Origin of the sequence: Candidatus Syntrophosphaera sp., from assembly GCA_019429425.1 — a bacterium.
Lineage (GTDB): Bacteria > Cloacimonadota > Cloacimonadia > Cloacimonadales > Cloacimonadaceae > Syntrophosphaera.
Genome location: JAHYIU010000009.1, coordinates 26,316 through 44,635 on the forward strand (window position 1 = coordinate 26,316; position 18,320 = coordinate 44,635).

The following is an 18,320-nucleotide window of genomic DNA, read 5'->3' on the forward strand; positions in this document are numbered from 1 at the left end:
ATCAAGACCGTGAAATAGTTAGATAACATTAAGCTTTCAGGAGTTACTCATGTTGCAGAAACAACAGGGAAATACACTTTTCTGGGTGGTGAGCGTCATCCTGGCCTTGGCCCTGATCTTCATCCTGGCCCTTTCCGGCAGGTTTAACCTCGATCCGGAAAAGAACGTGGACGACTGCACCACCAATATGAAAAACATTTGGGTGGCCGCAAACGACTATATGCTGGACAGCCAGGCCGATTTCTCCGGGGACCTGGACGTCCTGCGCAATTCCAGAAAACCGGACAGCAAGGCCTACTACCTTCCCGAGGAAAAATACTGCCCCGAATCCCAAGGCAGCAAAGACGCTTACCAGGTTTTCGGCAAGCACGTCACCGAAGTGATGGAGGGCGAAACCCGGCATTACAACGGCATCCTGACCCTCTGCCCGAACCTCGGCCAGTTTTCCAAACACATCCTGGACAAGGCTTTCTATGACAACATGAGCATCTCCAAACTGCAAAACGTGATGATCAACGACCTGGGCAAGATCGACCAAAACACCAAAAACAACGCCCGGCTCAAAGCCGAGCTCATGCAGAAGTATTTTGATTACTGGAAGAACAACACCCTGACCGAATTTCAGGCCTGCATGGACGATCCTGCCTACAAGAGCATGAGGATCGAGGTCACCGGCGAAACTCCGGTCACCGAAGACGAATTCTTCTAAAACCCCGCGGTCTTTAAAAAACCCCTGCAAGCACGGTATGGCGCCTTGAGGGTACCTTGGCCAAAAAGCCATCGTTCTTGCGGGGTTTTTCTCTGCCCGCGAACCGCGGATAAATAAGCGCGAACAAGGATCAGCATGCAATATCAGGAATTTCTGGACCACATCTACCGCAAATACTCCGGCAACGTGAAACTCGAGCTGGACCGGATGCGAAACCTGCTTGAGGAGATGGGCGATCCCCAAAACTCCCTGCGCGGATTCCACATCGCCGGAACCAACGGCAAGGGAAGCGTTTGCGCCACCCTCGAGGCCCTCTGCCTGGCGCATGGATGGCACACCGGCCTGAACACCTCGCCCCACCTGATCGATTACACGGAACGTTTCCGGCTCGATGGCCAGGAACTGCCTTTCGAGCGGATCCTTGAGACCTTTCACCGTTATGAGCAGCTGTTTGAAAAGTGGGACGCCTCGTTCTTTGAGATCACCACCGCCATCGCGTTCCAATTGTTCAAGGAGGAACAGGTCCAAACCGCTGTGATCGAGGTTGGGCTGGGGGGCCGGCTCGACGCCACAAACCTCTTCAATCCTGATGTTTGCGCCATCACCACCATCGGCCTGGACCACGTCAAGACCCTGGGCGGCACCCTGGAACTGATCGCGGCTGAAAAAGCCGGCATCACCAAGCCGGGGATACCTCTCGTGCTGGGCAGGATCGAACCCGGCCCCCGAAAGGTCATCATGGCCAGGGCCCGGGAACTGCAGGCCCCTCTTTATGCCATCGGAAAAGACTTTAACGCGCGCATCGCGGCCAGGCGGATCACAGGTCTGGAGCTGGATTACAGTTTCGGGCGCCACGTCTATAAAAACCTGCGCACCAACCTGATCGGCGAACACCAGGCCGCCAATGTCGCCGTGGCCCTCACCGCCTTTCTGCTCCACGCGAAAAGGCGCGGGCTGCAGGTCTCGGCGCGCAAGATAAGACAAGCTCTCTTGAATGTCAAATGGCGAGGCAGGATGCAGGTTTTGAGCTCTGAGCCGCTCATCATTGCCGACGGCGCGCACAACGTCCAGGGCGTGCAAGCATTGCTGGCCACCCTGCATAAACTATATCCCAGCCGCCGTTTCCGCTTCCTCATCTCCATCCTGGCAGACAAGAATTACAAAGAAATGATCGCAATTTTCTGCGGCAAAGCGGAAAGGGTCTACGTGGCCCAAAACACCTCCGACCGCGCCGCCAGCCTGGAAGAGCAGGTCGCCCAGATCAAAAAGCACGGCGTGCCCTACGTTACGGCGGGATCGGTCGCGGAGGCCTTTCAGATCGCGCGCAGCGAGCTTGGGCAGCGGGACATCCTCGTCTGCGGCGGTTCGCTCTATACCGTGGGTGAGGTCCTCAACAGCTTCAAGCCTGATCCTTCCAAGCCATAAGCTTGCCTGGCAGGTCTTGTTTTCACCTCGGACCGGACATCCGGTCTTTTTTAAGTCCCGGAGGGCGCGACACAGCAACATGCCAGAGACTGATTATTCTGTCTCACCCTCCGGGACTCCTATTTGTGCACGAACGTTGATACTTACTCAAGCTCATTTCATCGGATAAACCCTTAGGGCGCAGTCTGTTAACAAACCGGTTTTTAACCGGTTCAGGACAATAGGCGGGGGGATTTATCCCGGGTATTTGCGGGGTTTGAATGTCTCTATCAGTAATTCCCCGCCCCTCCCCAAACACAGATATGATCTGTGTTTGGGGAGGGGCGGGGCTGTTTTTCCAGCCATGTCGGTCTTAAAAATGCGATGGCTAAAGCCACCGCCTATGTTCCTTCACCCCACCTGCGGCGGGGTTTGTCAACTGCCTGAGTCTGGAGGGCGACGGATCTTAGCCAGGTAGTTGCACCAACAGCGATTGTTCCGCACCCACCGCAATAACCTGTCGCTCCCTTCGGGGCTTACCTACTTACTTTGAAAGAAATCTGAAAATTCCTAATCTCTATACAATTCCCACTAAAAAATGATCATTTGGCTCCCCTTATCAATACGCTATCAATACGGACTCACTACGGACTTTGTCCGTAATGAGTCCGTATTGACACCGTATTGATAAGGGGGGCGGGAAGGGGGAAAGCAGGGCGAATAGTGGCATAAATATATGTTAGGTATAACTATAGAGAGATGGAGGCGAAAACAGGCTTTGAGCAGGACAGAAAGGGTAAAAATCTCCGGGGCGGGTGTGAAAATATTCCTTGACATGAGGACTGGCATATGTAAATAATGTCGCCAATTACAAAGGAGCATATTATGAAAAAGATCATGGTCCTTTCTTTGTTGATCCTGCTCCCGCTGGCCATATGGGGAGCGGATCTCGATCTCTCCGCCATCTCCAGCAAGCTGGCCAGGGCTTTTATTTCTGACAGCCGCGGGATGTGGGTGCCAACCCAGATCACATCCAACGACGTTTACGGCAGCGTTTATGATCCCTATATGCGGATCGTGCTTGATTACGGGACCCAACTGACGATGCCGGATTCGATCTCGATCTTCGAATACGACAGCAGCGCGGAGGAATGGGTCAAGCTGGCCGTGAACCGTTATCAGTACAACGCCCAGGGCCGCATCGTGCAGGGCATCATGTACTATAACACAGGGTATATGTATGTGCCCGGAGTCCGCATTACGAGTACCTACAACAACCAGGACTGGCTGACCCACATGTATGTGGACTTCTTCAGCTTTGTGGACCAAACGTGGTCACCCTCAACGCGTTTTCACGTCCTCTATGACGGCCCGCAGATCGAAAACATCTATACCTGGAGCTGGGATAGTAGTTCTGGGGTCGATTCCTACAGCAAGATAAACATGCTGTTCGACACCCAGGGCAGGATCATCGAGGAGATCGATCAGGTTTCCGCGGATTCCACCAGTTGGATCAACGATTACCGGCTTGTCCGGAGCTATCATTCCTCGGACACCTCCACGAACCTGACTTTCATCCACCACATATCCCAATATCTGCCGCTGATGTTCGCTTTCGAGGACGTGGACATGCTCGATCCGTCCAAGCCGCTGGAGGAGACCGAATACAACTGGATGCGGCTGGGCTGGATGGAAAATGAACGTAATGAATACAGCTACAATGCAGAAGACCTCTGTAGCATGCAAACCTTGTCCTGGTGGGACTTGGATCATTGGGTCGAGGTCGTGCGTTTCACTAATTTATACTATTATTTTGAAGAGATCTTTCAGGAATTCACCTGGGAATGGGACAACGGCAACTGGGTGAATACCATGATGGACCAGTATGAATGGACTTTTGTGGATGTGGCCAATGCGGATCCGGTGCTTCCCGGACCCGGTGAAATGGCCCTGCGGCTGTATCCGACGCCCTTCTCCGGAAAGCTGAACATCAGCCTGCGGAGCCAGGGGCAGGATCCTGTCAGGGTGCAGATCTACAACCTTAAAGGCCAAAAGATCCGGGAATGGAATTGCGCCGGCTGCCAAACCACGGAATGGGACGGATTGGACGCTGCCGGTAATGAGGCTGGAGCGGGGATCTATCTCGTCAAAGCCAGCTCCGGCCGGGACTTCCAGACCGCGAAGTGCCTCAAGCTCAAATAGAGACTGGAAGAAAACGTTACCGCCGGCGGTATTTCCGCTTATAATTTAATCAGGCCCGGCCTGAAACCGCGGGGCTTTGAAGTCCCCGGAAAGCGGGCTTGCGAGGTTTGATGAATTATAAAGAACACTATCGCGTTGACGCGGAAACATTTGACTATTGGGCCGATTACCATTTCACCCCCACCGAGGCCATACGCGACAGGATGACCCTACGTTTGGCCCGGATCCAGCCAGGGGAGAGGGTTTTGGACGTGGGCAGCGGAAACGGCTGGTTCAGTTTGCAAGCAGCTTCCCGGGACGTGGAAGTGACCGCCATGGACCTCAGCGAGGCGAATCTGGCCCGGATCAAACAAAGTGACGGGCGGATCCAGACCTGGCTGGCGGACGCTTTGGAACCCCCTGCCATCGAGGGAAAGTTTGACCTCGTTGTGGCACTGGAAGTATTGGAGCATTTGGTCGATCCCGGTCGCGCTTTGGCTGCCTGGAAAAACCTGCTCAAACCAGGCGGCAGGCTGCTGCTCACGGTTCCCTACAAGGAACAGATCCGCTATTCGCTCTGCATCCATTGCAACCAAAAAACTCCCCACAACGCCCATCTGCACAGCTTCGACCGGGAATCCCTGGCCGCCCTGGTGCTCCAGAACGGAATGAAAGTGCTCCGGGCGGAACTTTTTGCCCATAAACTCCAGTCCCATCTGCGTCTGGACCGGCTGACCCGCCAGCTGCCTTTTCCGCTCTGGCGCGGCAGCGACCGGATTTGCGGGATTACCGGCGACAAATACAACTATCTGGCAATTCTTTGCTCTCTGTGATGGAATTCTCCTGCCTTGCGGCAGTTTATTCTTGACAGGCTGCCTTGCGGTGAAAATGTATCCATTCAACAATTGAGACAAGATATGCCCTGATGCGGCGACTGGAAAATTGATGCATCCTCATAAGTTAACCCAGCAAAAAGAATAAAAACTCCTGAGGAGGAAGTATGAACAATGAGGAAATTCGCCGGGAGGCGAGAGAACTGTTAAAAGACAAATGGTGGAATCTGGCCCTGATCTGGCTGATCTTGTATGGGATCTATTCAATTTTGGGGATGACGGGAATTGGCGGAATTGCGCCTCTGATCGCGGGAGGCCCGTTCACTCTGGCTATCTCCGCCATCTTCCTGAAACTCTATCGCCGCGGGGATTTCCGGGTGGAGGAGATGTTCGACGGGTTCAAGGATTTCATCCGCACCCTGGTTGCCTATTTGCTAATGTCATTATACATCTTCTTGTGGAGCCTGCTGCTGATCGTGCCTGGGATCATCGCCGCCATCGGCTATTCCATGACCTTTTTCATCATGGCGGAAGACCCCAATATCGAGGCCCAGGATGCACTGCGCAAAAGCAAGCAGCTGATGGAGGGGCATAAGACCGAGTATTTCATGCTGATGCTTTCCTTTATCGGCTGGTTCCTGATCAGCGTCCTCACCTTCGGGCTGGGATTCCTGCTGCTTTCATCCTATTGCACCATGGCCAGCGCGATCTTCTATCAGCGCATCAAAGGCGAGGCCGCGCAAAGCTTTGGCGAGGAGGCGATCCCCGCAAGTTAGGCCCGTATGAACAGCACCGCAGCCATCATCCAGGCGGTGAAATCGGTTCCGTCAGGACAGGTTTCCACCTATGCCAGGATCGCCGCAGTGGCCGGGATCCCCAACGGGGCAAGGCAGGTGGCGCGGATACTCCACAGCTGCTCGGAAAAGTACGGCCTGCCCTGGTGGCGGATCGTGCGCTCCTCAGGCGAAATAGCCCTGTCAGACGAATCCGGCGGCAGGCTGCAAAAGGAACTCCTCCTCCAGGAAGGAGTTTGGTTCAAGTCACCCCGGGTGGTGGATCTGGAGCGCTGCGGAGTCTGATCCTTTCTTTCCGTCCGCTCCTAATCCAGGCTCATATGAGTGGCCTGCCATTTGTCCGCTTTGGCCTGAAGCTGGTCCAGTTCTTCCTCTGTGAGTTCCCGGCTAAGTTTTTCGTAGGCGTGGCCCGCGGATTCGTGTCCATTGGCGGTGGCCAGTTTCCACCAGAAGATCGCCTCGGCATCGTCGCGTTCCACGCCGTCTCCATTGTTGTAGCAATTCCCGAGCACGTACTGGGCATCGGCAAAACCCTGTTCCGCGGACATCCGGTACCATTTCGCTGCTTCGGCAGGATCGCGTTCCATCCCGTCTCCGTTGTAGTAGATGGTTCCCAGGTTGAATTGAGCTCCGGCGTGGCCCTGCTCCGCGGCTGATCTGTACCAGCGACAGGCTTCCTCAATGTTCTGCGGCATTCCGTCGCCAAAGTCATAGCAGCAGGCCAAGCTGTACTGCGCCTTGGCGTATCCGGCTTGGGCGGCGCGGCGGTACCAGCGGACAGATTCCTCCTTGTTGATCTCCACCCCCTCGCCAAAGTCGTAGCAGCATCCCAAACAGTACTGCGCCTTGGTGTAGCCCTGCTCCGCGGAACGGCGGAACCACTGCACGGCGATCCCACAATCCTGCTCTACGCCCTGTCCCAGGGCATAACACAATCCCAGGCTGTACTGGGCTTCAGGCATTCCCTGAATCGCCGCGGAGTTGAACCACTTCACTGCCGTGGTATAGTCCTGCTCGACACCGTCACCATGATAATAGAACAATCCCAGGTTGTACTGGGCCCGGGGATACCTTTTTTCCGCGGAAAGAAGGAGCCACTTGAGCGCTTCCTTCTTGCTCTTGCCAACCCCCAATCCCGTGTCATAGCACATCGCCAGATTGTACTGGGCCTCGGCGTCGTTGCTTTTTGCCTTCTGCATCAGGGCGCGGTTGAAGACCTGTTCTCCCATCAGCATTTCCATGCTTACAATAAACAGCATTAATAGAATGATATAATGCATGTTACACCTCCCCATTATAATGGTGCTGTATATATAATAATCAAATGCCAGCTAAAGAAAAGGAAGTTTTGAAAAATAGACCCTGGTATTCGTATACCTTGGCGGAAAAGCACTGATCGTCTCATTTAGGGCAACTTCGGCTAAGAAATCTTGTCTGGCGCGCTCAAGTTTGTGTGGGAATAGCTTGACATAAAACGGGGGGGGGTAAATAGGTTAACAGTGACTGGCAGCCCTTTCATGGGGCCGCGGAAGGAGAACCTTTGATGCGCAATGAAGCATTGTTCTGTTTGCTATTCCTAGCTTATTGCACTCTGTCCGCCCAATACGCCGATTGGTTGAACTACACCCCCGGCCGAGTTTCCCGCACGGTGGACAGCGTTGGAGACCAGCTTTGGTGCGCCACCAGCGGAGGTTTGGTCCGGATCGACCGCCACACTATGGGTCTCACCCATCTCAACCACGCGAATTCCGGCCTGCCCTTCAACAATGTCCGAGGTCTGAAGGCCGATCCCGCTGGCAATATCTGGATCTGGGGACAATACACTTCCCTCTGGAAATACGACGGCCAAACCTGGCAGTCCTTTCCCCTGGGCTTTATGTACAACTCCATCAATTCCCTCGCCATCGCTGGTGCCGATGACATCTGGCTGGGTACCGACGCGGGCGGCCTGGTCCATTTTGACGGAACCAGCTTTACCCAATACACGGATTACACCTCCAATACCACCCCCAATGCGGAATCCGTGACTCTGGACAACATTGGCCGGGTCTGGTTCAGCACCTACGACTGGGTTTCGCTTTCAGGAATGCTGGTCTGCCGGGATGGGGACGACTGTGCTTATTACCACCATCCCCAATCCGCCCTGCCCGGGACCGCCGTCAACGCCATTGCCTTCGACGCCGCCAACCATCTCTGGATCGGCACCTTCTCGGCTGGGGCTTACTATTATGACGATGCTACCTGGACCTATTACCACCCAAACAATTCCCCCTTGCTGGGATCCGACATTTACAGCCTGGCCTTGCATCCGGACGGCAGCGTCTGGATCGGCACCAATTCTGCCCTAAACGTCTTCGACGGCCAGAACTGGGATTATTACAACACGGGAAACTCCGCTATGCTCGCCAACGCGGTGTATCAGATCTTCTTCGATGACGAAAGCACCAGCTGGTTCCCCGGCAGCATGGGCCTGAACCGCTTGCAGGGTGGGGTTTTGCAGGTGATCAACACCTCCAATAGCAACCTCCCTTCAAGCCCCTTGTACTGCCAGGTCGAGTCTGCCGACGGAGTCCAGTGGATCGGCGGATTTGCCGGATTATACCGCTTTGACGGGGAAAACTGGAGCTATTTGGAAACTCCAGGGACCTACCATCAGATCTGGGATATGGCCTTGGACCAGAGTGGAAACCTCTGGCTGGCAACCCGTTATGACGGCCTGATCAAGTATGACGGCAACGAATTCACCCAATTCACATCCGACAACTCACCTCTGCCCAACAACCTGACCGCCGCGGTGGGAGTCGATTCGCAGAACCGGGTTTGGCTCGCCACCCAGCGCAACGGATTGTTCCGCCTGGATGGGGGTACCTGGACTTCCTGGGACACCTCAAATTCCATTTTGCCCTCCAATTACCTGCTCTCGCTGAGTGTGGACGAACTCGATCAGGTTTGGGTCGGAGCCTACAATACCGCCTCGGAATCGGGTTTGGTGAGGATCGCCGGTGATAATTGGACGCTTTATGACACCAGCAATTCCGGCCTACCCTCGAACGCGGTCACGGAAGTGGTCTATCTGAACGGAGCCCACTGGATCAGCACCAGTCAGGGTTTGGCCTGTCTCTCGGGAAACGAGTGGACCGTCTACAACACGGATAATTCAAGCCTTCCGCATGATGTCGTCACAGGCCTCGCCGCAGGACTGGAGGGTGCTTTGTGGGTCTCCACCCAATATGGCGGACTGGCCAGATATGCTGATGGAGCCTGGACAGTCTTCGGCTCGCAGAATTCCGGCCTGGCCAGCAATATCTGCAAACATGTGTGTGTGGATGCCACAAACCGCCTTTGGATCGGCCATTATTACGACGGGATCAGTGTTTACACGGGCGGCCAGGTTTCCCTGCAGGAAGAATTCCAAATCCCAGTTCCCAGTTTTGTCCGGACCTGGCCCAATCCCTTTACTGACCGGATCTGCTTCGGCATTGACGAACCCAAAGGCAGTATAGAGATCACCCTGTTCAACCTCCGGGGCCAGAAAGTGGGTGAATGGAACTTCCCCGCGCGGCCAGAGATAGTGCTCGACCTAAACTCTTTGGCAGTCCCGGATTTGCCCAACGGAGTCTGGCTCTGGAAAGTAAGCACCAGCGGTCGGACGGGCTGGCTCAAGACACTGTGCTGCAAGTGATTAAGGACGGGCTAAAACTCCAGTTCCAACCCTGTTTCCAGATGAATGAACTTGCGGTGCGCTGCAAAGCAGACCCGCGGTAGTGTTTCCAAAGGAAAGAACTTTGCCTCCGAAGCGTCATCCCCAGCCTGGAGTTTTCCTCCTCTTATCCGCATCCTGAAACCCAGGCTCAGCACGCGTTCATAGATCGGACTGTAGCCAAAGTACCAATCTATGAAGTGGTCGACCTCACCCTCCAGCCCTGTTTCCTCGCGCATCTCCTCGATCGCGTTCTCCTGTGGGCTCAGATTGATCTCCATATAGCCGCTGGGCAGGGCCCATTCTCCCGCGTTCGGTTCAAACAAGCGCTTCACCAGCAGCAGTTCGTTTTGTTCATTTAAGACCAGAACCGCCACTGCTGGGATGGGATTCTTGTAATAGACCCAGCCGCAGGCCTGACAGACGGGGCGAATCTTGCCTTCGCGGTCTGCTCTGATCTGCATGGGCCCGCCGCAGCGCAGGCAAAACCTTACATTCGAGTAGTTTATCTTGCGTTTGTCCATAAATTGACAGTTCGGCGCGGGTAGAAATTTGTCAAATCATTTAGATCTCCGGCAGACCATTAAGGCGGTCATAGAAATCCACAACCCATTGCGAGGCAAGCCGGAAAGCCTCTTCCGGAGGGACATTTTCGCTCAGATAGCACATGAACGCGGAGGCAAAGGCGCAGCCCGTGCCATGGCTGTATTTCCAGGGCCGCCTGGGATGGGTGGATAGGACCACTTTATCGGCAGTGACAAAGGCTTCCTTGATCGGTTCGCCTTTTCCATGGCCACCTTTGAGCAGAACATTGATTCCAACATCCATGGCCAGTTTTCGCGCCGCCTTCAGTGCTGATTTGAAGTTGTCCAGCCGTGTAGAAGTGAGAGCTTCCAATTCGATTAGATTGGGACAGATGAAATCAGTTATCTCAAGCAGATTCATATACCGCCCCAGATCTATGTCTGCCATGAATTCCAATCCCCTGCTCGGTTTAAGGACCGGATCGAGGATGACCTTGAAAGGCCTCGGTCGCTGCAATAGTTTGAGGAAAACATCCACCTGGGTGGGTGAGCACAGAGCTCCGATCTTGACCAGGCGAAATTCCGAATCTTTCAGGACACCCTCGATCTGTGAACTTAGAAGGGTATCACAGACTGGATGGATGGCCACTACGCCTGCAGGGGTCTGGATCGTGACCCCTGTCAGACATGTCTGGAGTTGCTTTCCGAACAGGCAACAAACCCAGATATCCTGATTGAGCCCGGCCCCGCCGGAGCTGTCCAGAGCGGAAATGGCCAGGATTTCACTCGGTCGCACAGGGATTTTCCCGGTCAGTCCTGATCGCGCACAGCAGACCGCACATGCTGCAATGATCGTTTGCCTGGGATGAGGTGCTTTCCTTGCGCTGCCGTGCGAATTCCGGATCGACGCTAAGCCGGAAAACCTCGCTCCAGTTCATGTCCCTGCGGGCTTGGGCGATCCTGTCATCGATCACTTTGGCCCCGGGACAGCCTTTGGCAATGTCTGCGATATGGGCGGCGATGCGGGAGGCGATGACACCCTGTTTGACATCCTCCAGATCGGGGAGGCAGAGGTGTTCCGCGGGAGTCACGTAGCAGAGGAAATCCGCGCCGGCCGAGGCCGCGATGGCACCTCCGATCGCGCCGCTGATGTGGTCATAGCCGGAGGCAAAATCTGTTGGGAGCGGTCCCAGCACGTAGAACGGTGCCTCCCGGCAAAGCCTTTTTTCCAAGACCACATTGGCTTTGATATCCCTGAGCGGGACGTGCCCCGGTCCCTCCACCATCACCTGGACGCCTTGCTGCCAGGCGCGTTCGACCAATTCACCCAGAACCAGCAATTCCGAGATCTGGGTGGGATCGGTGGCATCGCCGATCGCCCCGGGGCGGAATCCGTCTCCCAGGCTGAGCGTGACATCGTATCTGGCGCAGATGTCCAAAAGCCTGTCATATTGTTCATAGAGAGGATTTTCCTGGCCTGAATGGAGCATCCATCTTTTCAGGAGCGAGCCGCCCCGGCTCACGATCCCCAGGAGTCTTTTACCTTTCAGATGAGGTTTTAGGGACCATTGGGTGATTCCCGCGTGAACGGTCATGAAATCAACTCCCTGCTCGGCCTGGCGTTCGATCTCAGTAAAAAGCATTTCCGGCTCGAAGCTGGTAATGTCCAGCTTTTTCCTTTGCAGTTCAGTCGCGACGGCGTAGATGGGCACCGTGCCGAGGATCAGGTCCGTTTCCCCCAGCATGGCCCGGCGGATGCGATTCAGATCCCCACCAGTGGAAAGGTCCATCACGCTGTGGGCTCCGTATTTTTCCGCGGCCTTGAGTTTGGCCAGTTCTTTGCCGAAATCGCAGTCCAGTTCCGATGTGCCGATATTGGCATTGACCTTGGTGGAAAGGTGTTTTCCGATCCCGGTCGGACGTGGGTTGTGTTTCACATTGCAGGGTATGACCACCTTTCCCGCGGCCACCAGTTCGAGCAATTTCTCTGCCTGGATGCTTTCCTGGCTGGCGACCTCGAGCAGTTGAGGCGTTATGACCCCTGCCTGGGCTGATTGTAGCTGAGTCATGATATGTTCTCCTTCAGAATGCTTTTAATGATGCGGATATTGTCCACCAGTTCAGCCTCGTCCCGGCAAAGGGAAAATTGCCTAATCATAGAGATATTGCGGGCTCCGGAGGATAATACTTCCCCAAGGTTTTCTGGAAATATCCCACCGATGGCGACCACGGGAAGTGATGCCTGGGCAATAACTTCAGCCAACTTATCTGTCCCCACGGGGGGATCGGGTTTAGCTTTGGCGGGGGTGGAGAAGATCGGCCCGAAGCTCATGTAGTCGGGATTGAATCCTTCCGCTGCTGCCTGGCGCTCTGCCATCAGTTGATTTGCCTGCTCCAGGCTGTGAGTGGATACTCCGAGCAGCATACCCGGCTTGATCAGTTTTGCCACTTCCTGCCAGGGCAGGTCCTCAGGTCCCAGGTGTAAACCGTCGGCCCCTGACAGCAAGGCGATATCCGGCCTGTCGTTGACGAAAAACAAGGTCCCGGAACCGCGGATGATCTCTCTCATGCCGCGTGCCAGTTTCAGAAATTCCCGGTCCGGCATGTCCTTTTCCCTCAGTTGCAGGATCGGGACCTCCTCCTTGACACAGGTCTCCGTAAAACGAAGATGGCCGATAACAGGCTGGGTGACAACGATATAGAGGCCGAAATCACGCATGGGATTCCCCCTCGGGCAGCTTTCCGCGGATCAGTTCCGCAGCCTTGATACCGGATAGGAGCATGCCTCCAAAGATAGGCCCCATGCGGTTGCTGCCGCTCACCCCACAGGCCGCCATGCCGCAGACAAAGAGCCCCGGATAGACCTGGCCGGTGAATTCAACGCAAGCCCGTTCACCGGCTGACGCGTTCAGCGAGCGTTCGTAGACCACCGAACGAGAGGGATATTCCAGTTCCACGTGGTTTTTCTGGGTGAGGATGCTCACAACCTCGCAGGAATGCCCGGTCGCGTCAAGTACGACCTGGGCGGAAATGGTCAGAGGATCCACATGCATCTTGTTTTTGGCTACCGCGGTCCAGTTGATCACCACCCCCGTGATGCGGTTCTGCTCCACTATGATGTCTTCTGCAGTAATCCCGGTGAATATCGCGGCCCCGGCTGAAGCGGCCCTATAGATCAAAGCGGAGGTTGCCTCAACCGCGTCCGCTAGGTGGAGGCCGTTTTCCGCCTCATGATGCCGTATCCCATACCGATCCAGGATCGGCAGGGCCTTGGAGGGTATCACGATCTGGTTGAAGAACATCGCTCCGCCCCACATTCCTCCGCCCGGAGCGAGTTTCCTTTCGATAACGGTGGTGTTGATTCCTGATGAGGCTAGTTCGGAAGCGCAAACCAGTCCCGAGGGTCCGGCTCCCACGATCACTACGTCGCAGGCAAGATGCCTTTCGAGTTTGTCAAACCATCCCTTGGCGATGGCACTGGAAATCTGGTGTTCCATGATATCACCCCTTTATTCTTTTCAGGGGGGTGAGATTGATAGTTCCTTCGAAGAGAGGTCGGTCGCGAGCTTGTTTGCTTTCCTACGCCGGCATTATCCGGATCAGGTTCGAAGGGTATTTTCTCAGCCGGATCATCTCCAGCACCCCTGTATGAAGGTCAATTTTTAACCCGGCCAGTTTCCTGTCAACCGGAAAAATGACCGGGGGAATGAAAGTACTGAACGAGGCCCTGCGGTCTTCTGACATGCTGCAGTTAATGCCTGAACGGTTCCAGCCCAAAAACTCTTGCCACTGGGACGCTATGCATTAGTATTTCCTATATAATAATGATTATCACATAGGATTTGCCATGATTAACCAACATGTTTTGCATCAACGCATTAACCAACTCAAAGAGGCTGCAAAAAGTGCTGGAATACGCCTCACACCCCAGCGCCTGGCGATATTTAAGATCCTGGCCGGCAGTGAGGAACATCCCGGCGCGGAGGAAATACATCGCAAACTGAGCCGCAGCTTTCCCATGATCTCTCTGGACACGGTGTACCGCACTCTCCGGCTGCTGGCCGATCTCGGTTTGATCAGCACCGTCGATCCCTGGCGGGAACACGCGCGGTTCGATGCCAACCTCGATCAGCACCATCATTTCACCTGCCTGAGCTGCGGGGCGGTGCGCGATTTCACCAACGCGGAACTCGACGCGCTATCCTTCCCGCCCCAAGCATTGGACCTCGGCCGCGCGGAATCGCTGCATGTGGAGGTCCGGGGCATCTGCACGGACTGCCTAAAACAGGAAAACTCAGACCCTAAATCCAGACAAACAAAACATAAACAACCAAAAACCAGACAAGGAGCATAACATGGACGACACGAAGAAGAAAAAACTCACCCATGTGTCCGGTGCCCCGGTGGCGGACAACAACGACATCAAGACTGCCGGAAAGCGCGGCCCGCTCTTGATGGAAGACGTATGGCTGGTGGAAAAGCTGGCCCATTTCGACCGTGAGGTCATTCCCGAACGCCGCATGCACGCGAAAGGCTCCGGCGCTTTCGGGACCTTCACCGTCACCCATGACATCAGCAAATACACCAAAGCGAAGATCTTTTCCGAGATCGGAAAAAAGACAGAACTGTTCGTACGCTTTTCCACAGTGGCCGGAGAACGCGGCGCCGCCGACGCGGAACGCGACATCCGCGGCTTTGCCGTCAAGTTTTACACCGAGGAAGGGAACTGGGACATCGTGGGCAACAACACTCCGGTGTTCTTTTTCCGCGACCCGCTGAGGTTTCCCGGATTGAACCACGCCGTTAAGCGCGATCCCAAGACCAACCTGCGCAGTGCCAGGAACAACTGGGACTTCTGGAGTTCCCTGCCCGAGGCGATCCACCAGGTCACCATCACGATGAGCGATCGTGGCATACCCTTGTCCTACAGGCACATGAACGGTTACGGCTGCCACACATTCGCCATGTATGACAAGGAAAACCACAGGGTGTGGGTCAAATTCCACTTCAAAACCCAGCAGGGCATAAAAAACCTCACCGACGCCGAAGCTGAGGCCCTGGTTGGCAAAGACCGCGAAAGCCATCAGCGCGATCTCTTCGACAGCATCGAGAAAGGCGATTTTCCCCGCTGGACCCTGTCCATCCAGGTAATGACGGAGGAAGAGGCCAAACAGCTGCCCTACAATCCGTTCGACGTTACCAAGATCTGGACCAAGAAGAAATGGCCCCTGATCGAGGTCGGCGTGCTGGAGCTTAACCGCAATCCGGAGAACTACTTCCAGGATGTGGAACAGGCTGCTTTCACCCCTGCCAACATCGTTCCCGGCATCGGCTATTCGCCAGACCGCATGCTGCAGGCGCGCCTTTTCTCCTATGGCGACGCGCAGCGCTACCGCCTGGGAGTCAACCACCATCAGATCCCTGTCAACAAACCCCGCGTTGAAGCGCATAGTTTCCACCGCGACGGCGCCCTGCGCCTGGATGGAAACTACGGCAGCACAACAGGATACGATCCCAACAGCTATGGCGAATGGCAGGACCAGCCCGATTTCAAGGAACCGCCCTATCCGCTGGAAGGAGATGCTGACCGCTATGATTTCCACGCGGACGACAACGACTACTACAGCCAGACCCGCGACCTCTTCAACCTGATGAACGCGGAGCAGAAACAGGCCCTCTATGACAATACGGCCCGCAACATGGGCGACGCGCCCAAGGAGATCAAGATCCGCCACATAGTAAATTGCTACAAGGTTGATCCCGCCTATGGCGAAGGGGTCGCCAAAGCCAGCGGCATCCCGATGAGCGAGGTGGAGATCGACTGACAGCCAAACTTCTAAGAACCTACTCGAGGCCGGATCCGGTATTAAAAGCCACATCCGGCCTTTCTTCATTGTGTTTCGGGATCTGCAACAGGGGATTGATTGGTCGTAATCATGGTTGCTATAAGTATTTTTGGGATTAGAGTTTCCTTATCGGGTTAAACTTGACCCGGTGGGGAGGTTCAAATGTCTAAAACCTGTCTTGTATTGAGCATTCTGACGCTGTGCCTGGCATTCCTTTCAGCTCAGTCCGGTCCAGCTGATGTCCAGGAAGCTGAAGGAAACATCGACAGCGATGATGAGTATGTGCAGAATATGTATCAAAAGGGAGAGGCAGACAGCATCAAAGCCGATCCCCAATATCTATCCGCGGACCAGGCCCTGTTCGTGATGCCCACGGCCTATACAATGCCCCGGGGTACTTCAGCCCTCACCAGTTTCGAGTTGCTGATCCTACAGTACACCTATGCCCCCACGGACCGCATCCACCTCAGCGCGGGAACGGTCTTTCCCATCACTTTTGACCTGCTCCGCTCCTTCACCCTCGGGGGCAAGATCAACTACTTGCGCAAAGATGGCATCCAGGCCGCCTTTTACGGGTCATTCACTCCGGATGTGGAAGTGCGGATTGCCAATATCGGCCATGTGCTGAGCATCGGCGATCCCCACCGCAGCCTGCATTTTTCGGTTAGCAAGCCCTTTGGAGAGTATGAAGACATCCTCGAAGGAGGATTTGTGTTCGGCCTCGGCGGTATTGCGGACCTATCCAAGCGCGTGGCCGCCATCGGAGAGTTCTATCTGTATGCCGGAGAAGGCGATACCGCACAGATTTTGGCCTCGGTTTGCGTTTCAAGGGGGCCAAGATCAGTTGGGACTTGGGCGGATTCCGTCCTGTGGGCTACGATTTGGGAAGCTTTGTCGCCCTGCCCTTTATCAAGGCAACATTTCTGTTCTAACGCGATGGAGGCCCCGGATCCGCAGACAGGCGCAAAACCTGGCGATCGCTTCTGAAAATCCTCTTTTTGCCTGATTTAATGAGGCTTCCGGGCACAAATCGATCTATCGGCCCAGCCATCGCCCCCCTTATCATTACGGTGTCAATACGGACTCATTACGGACTTTGTCCGTAATGAGTCCGTATTGACACCGTAATGATAAGGGGGGCCAGACTGTGCAGATCAACCAAGATAAATACTTTGAGGGCATCACCCCGGAGTTGTGGAACTATCACATTGGCGGTTATCAGGTGCTGCATAAATACCTTAAAGACCGAAAGGGCAAAACCCTTGCCGATCCCATCCATCATTGCCTGATGGTTACAGCTTTAGCGCTAACCCTAGATCTTCAGGCTCGGATAGATCAAATTATTGGAACCATTATCCAATAGAAAAGCCCGGGGTATTTCCCCGGGCTTTTTTATTGCCATTTGATACTATTTTACCATGATCATCTTCTTGGTAATGGTATCACCTTGAGCCTTAAGCTGATAGAAGTAGTCCCAATGCCCAGATAGCAAGAAAGATAATCATGCGTCTCATTTTTTCCTCCTTTTTGTTCAGTAACATAACGTTACTTTTTTACATGTTATAATCCTCTCACCAAGTCTTAGCTTAATGAGATAGACTCCTGAAGGTAGCTTATTACCCCTATTATCTTTACCATTCCAGTTGACAGAGTATTGCCCTGCCCCCCTTTGGCCATCATCAAGCTTTGCTACTAATTGTCCCTTGATGTTGAAAACAGAAATCCCGATCATGCCTGGCTCTTTCAATTCATAAGTCAATGAAAGGCTTTGATTAAAAGGATTGGGATAGGTAAAAAGCTGCACAGGACAGGTAATGACATTATCATCTGTGGAATTACCATTATATTCTGTTGTGAACACTTTGAATACCAACGGGCTGCTTGTGCGGTTTGAGAGAAGGATCTCGCCGTGTCCGTCGCCATTAACATCCCCCAAGAAGTAAGATAATTGTGTTGACGCGTTAGGGTTGTAATCTTCATTGATTATATAATCCAATACTAATCCATCCATATTATCCCAGCGGAAGAAATTGAAAATCTCGAGTTGGGGGGCACCATAACACAAGTAACTGCTATTATTGAATCTGGCATAGTATGTGGACAGGATATTGGTTGGGGGTGTTGTGTGCCATAGTTCAAACTCCAGATCAGCAGTATCAGATCCCCAACATATACAAAATTCATTACCTTCAAAATAAGCCAAATCATCGAAAGAATCATTGTTAAAATCTCCCATGATGAGTCTTAGAATAATATAAGTGTCAAATTCTCCGTAAGTTGCATCGCATATATTATCAAAGACTACCCCCCCCCCAAAAAAGACCTTTAG

The 18,320-nt window shown here is 54.1% G+C and carries 18 protein-coding genes and 1 riboswitch; of the genes, 11 read left to right on the forward strand and 7 right to left on the reverse strand.

From position 1 onward, the window contains the following. Nucleotides 1-49: 49 nt before the first annotated feature. The 6 genes from K0B87_01980 to K0B87_02005 all read left to right on the forward strand — a co-directional run bounded on the left by K0B87_01980 (nucleotide 50) and on the right by K0B87_02005 (nucleotide 6,206). Nucleotides 50-709 (forward strand): hypothetical protein, encoded by a 660-nt coding sequence (locus K0B87_01980; protein ID MBW6513505.1) that lies wholly within the window; start codon nucleotides 50-52, stop codon nucleotides 707-709. A gap of 135 nt (nucleotides 710-844) precedes the next feature. Continuing rightward, nucleotides 845-2,134: a bifunctional folylpolyglutamate synthase/dihydrofolate synthase gene (locus K0B87_01985; protein MBW6513506.1), complete on the forward strand. Its 1,290-nt coding sequence runs from the start codon at nucleotides 845-847 to the stop codon at nucleotides 2,132-2,134. 864 nt (nucleotides 2,135-2,998) lie between these two features. After that, nucleotides 2,999-4,315: a T9SS type A sorting domain-containing protein gene (locus tag K0B87_01990; GenBank protein ID MBW6513507.1), complete on the forward strand. Its 1,317-nt coding sequence runs from the start codon at nucleotides 2,999-3,001 to the stop codon at nucleotides 4,313-4,315. A gap of 110 nt (nucleotides 4,316-4,425) precedes the next feature. Continuing rightward, on the forward strand, nucleotides 4,426-5,127 hold the full coding sequence (locus tag K0B87_01995; protein ID MBW6513508.1) for a class I SAM-dependent methyltransferase: 702 nt from the start codon (nucleotides 4,426-4,428) through the stop codon (nucleotides 5,125-5,127). A gap of 167 nt (nucleotides 5,128-5,294) precedes the next feature. Continuing rightward, entirely contained in the window at nucleotides 5,295-5,903 is a 609-nt protein-coding gene (locus K0B87_02000; GenBank protein ID MBW6513509.1) for a DUF975 family protein, read from the forward strand. A gap of 6 nt (nucleotides 5,904-5,909) precedes the next feature. Next, nucleotides 5,910-6,206, forward strand: a complete 297-nt coding sequence (locus tag K0B87_02005; GenBank protein MBW6513510.1) for an MGMT family protein — start codon at nucleotides 5,910-5,912, stop codon at nucleotides 6,204-6,206. 20 nt (nucleotides 6,207-6,226) lie between these two features. Here the strand turns inward: K0B87_02005 and K0B87_02010 are convergent, their stop codons facing one another. After that, entirely contained in the window at nucleotides 6,227-7,201 is a 975-nt protein-coding gene (locus K0B87_02010) for a sel1 repeat family protein (protein ID MBW6513511.1), read from the reverse strand. A gap of 263 nt (nucleotides 7,202-7,464) precedes the next feature. On the opposite strand from K0B87_02010, the gene K0B87_02015 reads away from it, so the two are divergent. Continuing rightward, on the forward strand, nucleotides 7,465-9,603 hold the full coding sequence (locus tag K0B87_02015; GenBank protein ID MBW6513512.1) for a hypothetical protein: 2,139 nt from the start codon (nucleotides 7,465-7,467) through the stop codon (nucleotides 9,601-9,603). Between the two features lie 11 nt (nucleotides 9,604-9,614). Here the strand turns inward: K0B87_02015 and K0B87_02020 are convergent, their stop codons facing one another. The 5 genes from K0B87_02020 to K0B87_02040 are packed head-to-tail and all read right to left on the reverse strand — an operon-like array spanning nucleotide 9,615 to nucleotide 13,642. Continuing rightward, nucleotides 9,615-10,145 (reverse strand): NUDIX hydrolase, encoded by a 531-nt coding sequence (locus K0B87_02020; GenBank protein ID MBW6513513.1) that lies wholly within the window; start codon nucleotides 10,143-10,145, stop codon nucleotides 9,615-9,617. 40 nt (nucleotides 10,146-10,185) lie between these two features. Beyond that, nucleotides 10,186-10,941, reverse strand: coding sequence for a bifunctional hydroxymethylpyrimidine kinase/phosphomethylpyrimidine kinase (locus K0B87_02025; protein ID MBW6513514.1), 756 nt, complete (start codon nucleotides 10,939-10,941; stop codon nucleotides 10,186-10,188). After that, complete coding sequence (thiC, locus tag K0B87_02030; GenBank protein MBW6513515.1) at nucleotides 10,928-12,214, reverse strand: phosphomethylpyrimidine synthase ThiC; 1,287 nt, start codon at nucleotides 12,212-12,214, stop codon at nucleotides 10,928-10,930. Before thiC ends, K0B87_02025 begins: the two co-directional genes overlap by 14 nt. Then, nucleotides 12,211-12,864, reverse strand: coding sequence for a thiamine phosphate synthase (gene thiE, locus K0B87_02035; protein MBW6513516.1), 654 nt, complete (start codon nucleotides 12,862-12,864; stop codon nucleotides 12,211-12,213). Before thiE ends, thiC begins: the two co-directional genes overlap by 4 nt. After that, nucleotides 12,857-13,642 (reverse strand): sulfide-dependent adenosine diphosphate thiazole synthase, encoded by a 786-nt coding sequence (locus tag K0B87_02040; GenBank protein ID MBW6513517.1) that lies wholly within the window; start codon nucleotides 13,640-13,642, stop codon nucleotides 12,857-12,859. Before K0B87_02040 ends, thiE begins: the two co-directional genes overlap by 8 nt. Nucleotides 13,643-13,703: 61 nt before the next feature. Next, a riboswitch (TPP riboswitch) is annotated at nucleotides 13,704-13,801 on the reverse strand. A gap of 191 nt (nucleotides 13,802-13,992) precedes the next feature. Here K0B87_02040 and K0B87_02045 point away from each other — a divergent pair. The 4 genes from K0B87_02045 to K0B87_02060 all read left to right on the forward strand — a co-directional run bounded on the left by K0B87_02045 (nucleotide 13,993) and on the right by K0B87_02060 (nucleotide 17,354). Next, complete coding sequence (locus K0B87_02045; protein MBW6513518.1) at nucleotides 13,993-14,499, forward strand: transcriptional repressor; 507 nt, start codon at nucleotides 13,993-13,995, stop codon at nucleotides 14,497-14,499. A gap of 1 nt (nucleotide 14,500) precedes the next feature. After that, complete coding sequence (locus tag K0B87_02050) at nucleotides 14,501-15,970, forward strand: catalase (GenBank protein MBW6513519.1); 1,470 nt, start codon at nucleotides 14,501-14,503, stop codon at nucleotides 15,968-15,970. A gap of 183 nt (nucleotides 15,971-16,153) precedes the next feature. Further along, nucleotides 16,154-16,978, forward strand: a complete 825-nt coding sequence (locus K0B87_02055) for a hypothetical protein (GenBank protein MBW6513520.1) — start codon at nucleotides 16,154-16,156, stop codon at nucleotides 16,976-16,978. A gap of 160 nt (nucleotides 16,979-17,138) precedes the next feature. Next, nucleotides 17,139-17,354: a hypothetical protein gene (locus K0B87_02060; GenBank protein MBW6513521.1), complete on the forward strand. Its 216-nt coding sequence runs from the start codon at nucleotides 17,139-17,141 to the stop codon at nucleotides 17,352-17,354. A 168-nt stretch (nucleotides 17,355-17,522) separates the two neighbouring features. On the opposite strand, the gene K0B87_02065 is transcribed toward K0B87_02060, so the two are convergent. Continuing rightward, nucleotides 17,523-18,320, reverse strand: a 798-nt coding sequence (locus K0B87_02065; protein ID MBW6513522.1) for a T9SS type A sorting domain-containing protein, incomplete at its 5' end; no start/stop codon positions are given.

Bases quoted from the DNA above. Each gene is read 5' to 3' on its own strand.
- thiE (MBW6513516.1), bottom strand. From the start codon at position 12,864: ATGCGTGATTTCGGCCTCTATATCGTTGTCACCCAGCCTGTTATCGGC.
- K0B87_02015 (MBW6513512.1), top strand. From the start codon at position 7,465: ATGCGCAATGAAGCATTGTTCTGTTTGCTATTCCTAGCTTATTGCACT.
- K0B87_02000 (MBW6513509.1), top strand. From the start codon at position 5,295: ATGAACAATGAGGAAATTCGCCGGGAGGCGAGAGAACTGTTAAAAGAC.
- K0B87_02040 (MBW6513517.1), bottom strand. From the start codon at position 13,642: ATGGAACACCAGATTTCCAGTGCCATCGCCAAGGGATGGTTTGACAAA.
- thiC (MBW6513515.1), bottom strand. From the start codon at position 12,214: ATGACTCAGCTACAATCAGCCCAGGCAGGGGTCATAACGCCTCAACTG.
- K0B87_02045 (MBW6513518.1), top strand. From the start codon at position 13,993: ATGATTAACCAACATGTTTTGCATCAACGCATTAACCAACTCAAAGAG.
- K0B87_02050 (MBW6513519.1), top strand. From the start codon at position 14,501: ATGGACGACACGAAGAAGAAAAAACTCACCCATGTGTCCGGTGCCCCG.
- K0B87_02010 (MBW6513511.1), bottom strand. From the start codon at position 7,201: ATGCATTATATCATTCTATTAATGCTGTTTATTGTAAGCATGGAAATG.
- K0B87_02055 (MBW6513520.1), top strand. From the start codon at position 16,154: ATGTCTAAAACCTGTCTTGTATTGAGCATTCTGACGCTGTGCCTGGCA.
- K0B87_02020 (MBW6513513.1), bottom strand. From the start codon at position 10,145: ATGGACAAACGCAAGATAAACTACTCGAATGTAAGGTTTTGCCTGCGC.
- K0B87_01980 (MBW6513505.1), top strand. From the start codon at position 50: ATGTTGCAGAAACAACAGGGAAATACACTTTTCTGGGTGGTGAGCGTC.
- K0B87_01995 (MBW6513508.1), top strand. From the start codon at position 4,426: ATGAATTATAAAGAACACTATCGCGTTGACGCGGAAACATTTGACTAT.
- K0B87_01985 (MBW6513506.1), top strand. From the start codon at position 845: ATGCAATATCAGGAATTTCTGGACCACATCTACCGCAAATACTCCGGC.
- K0B87_02005 (MBW6513510.1), top strand. From the start codon at position 5,910: ATGAACAGCACCGCAGCCATCATCCAGGCGGTGAAATCGGTTCCGTCA.
- K0B87_01990 (MBW6513507.1), top strand. From the start codon at position 2,999: ATGAAAAAGATCATGGTCCTTTCTTTGTTGATCCTGCTCCCGCTGGCC.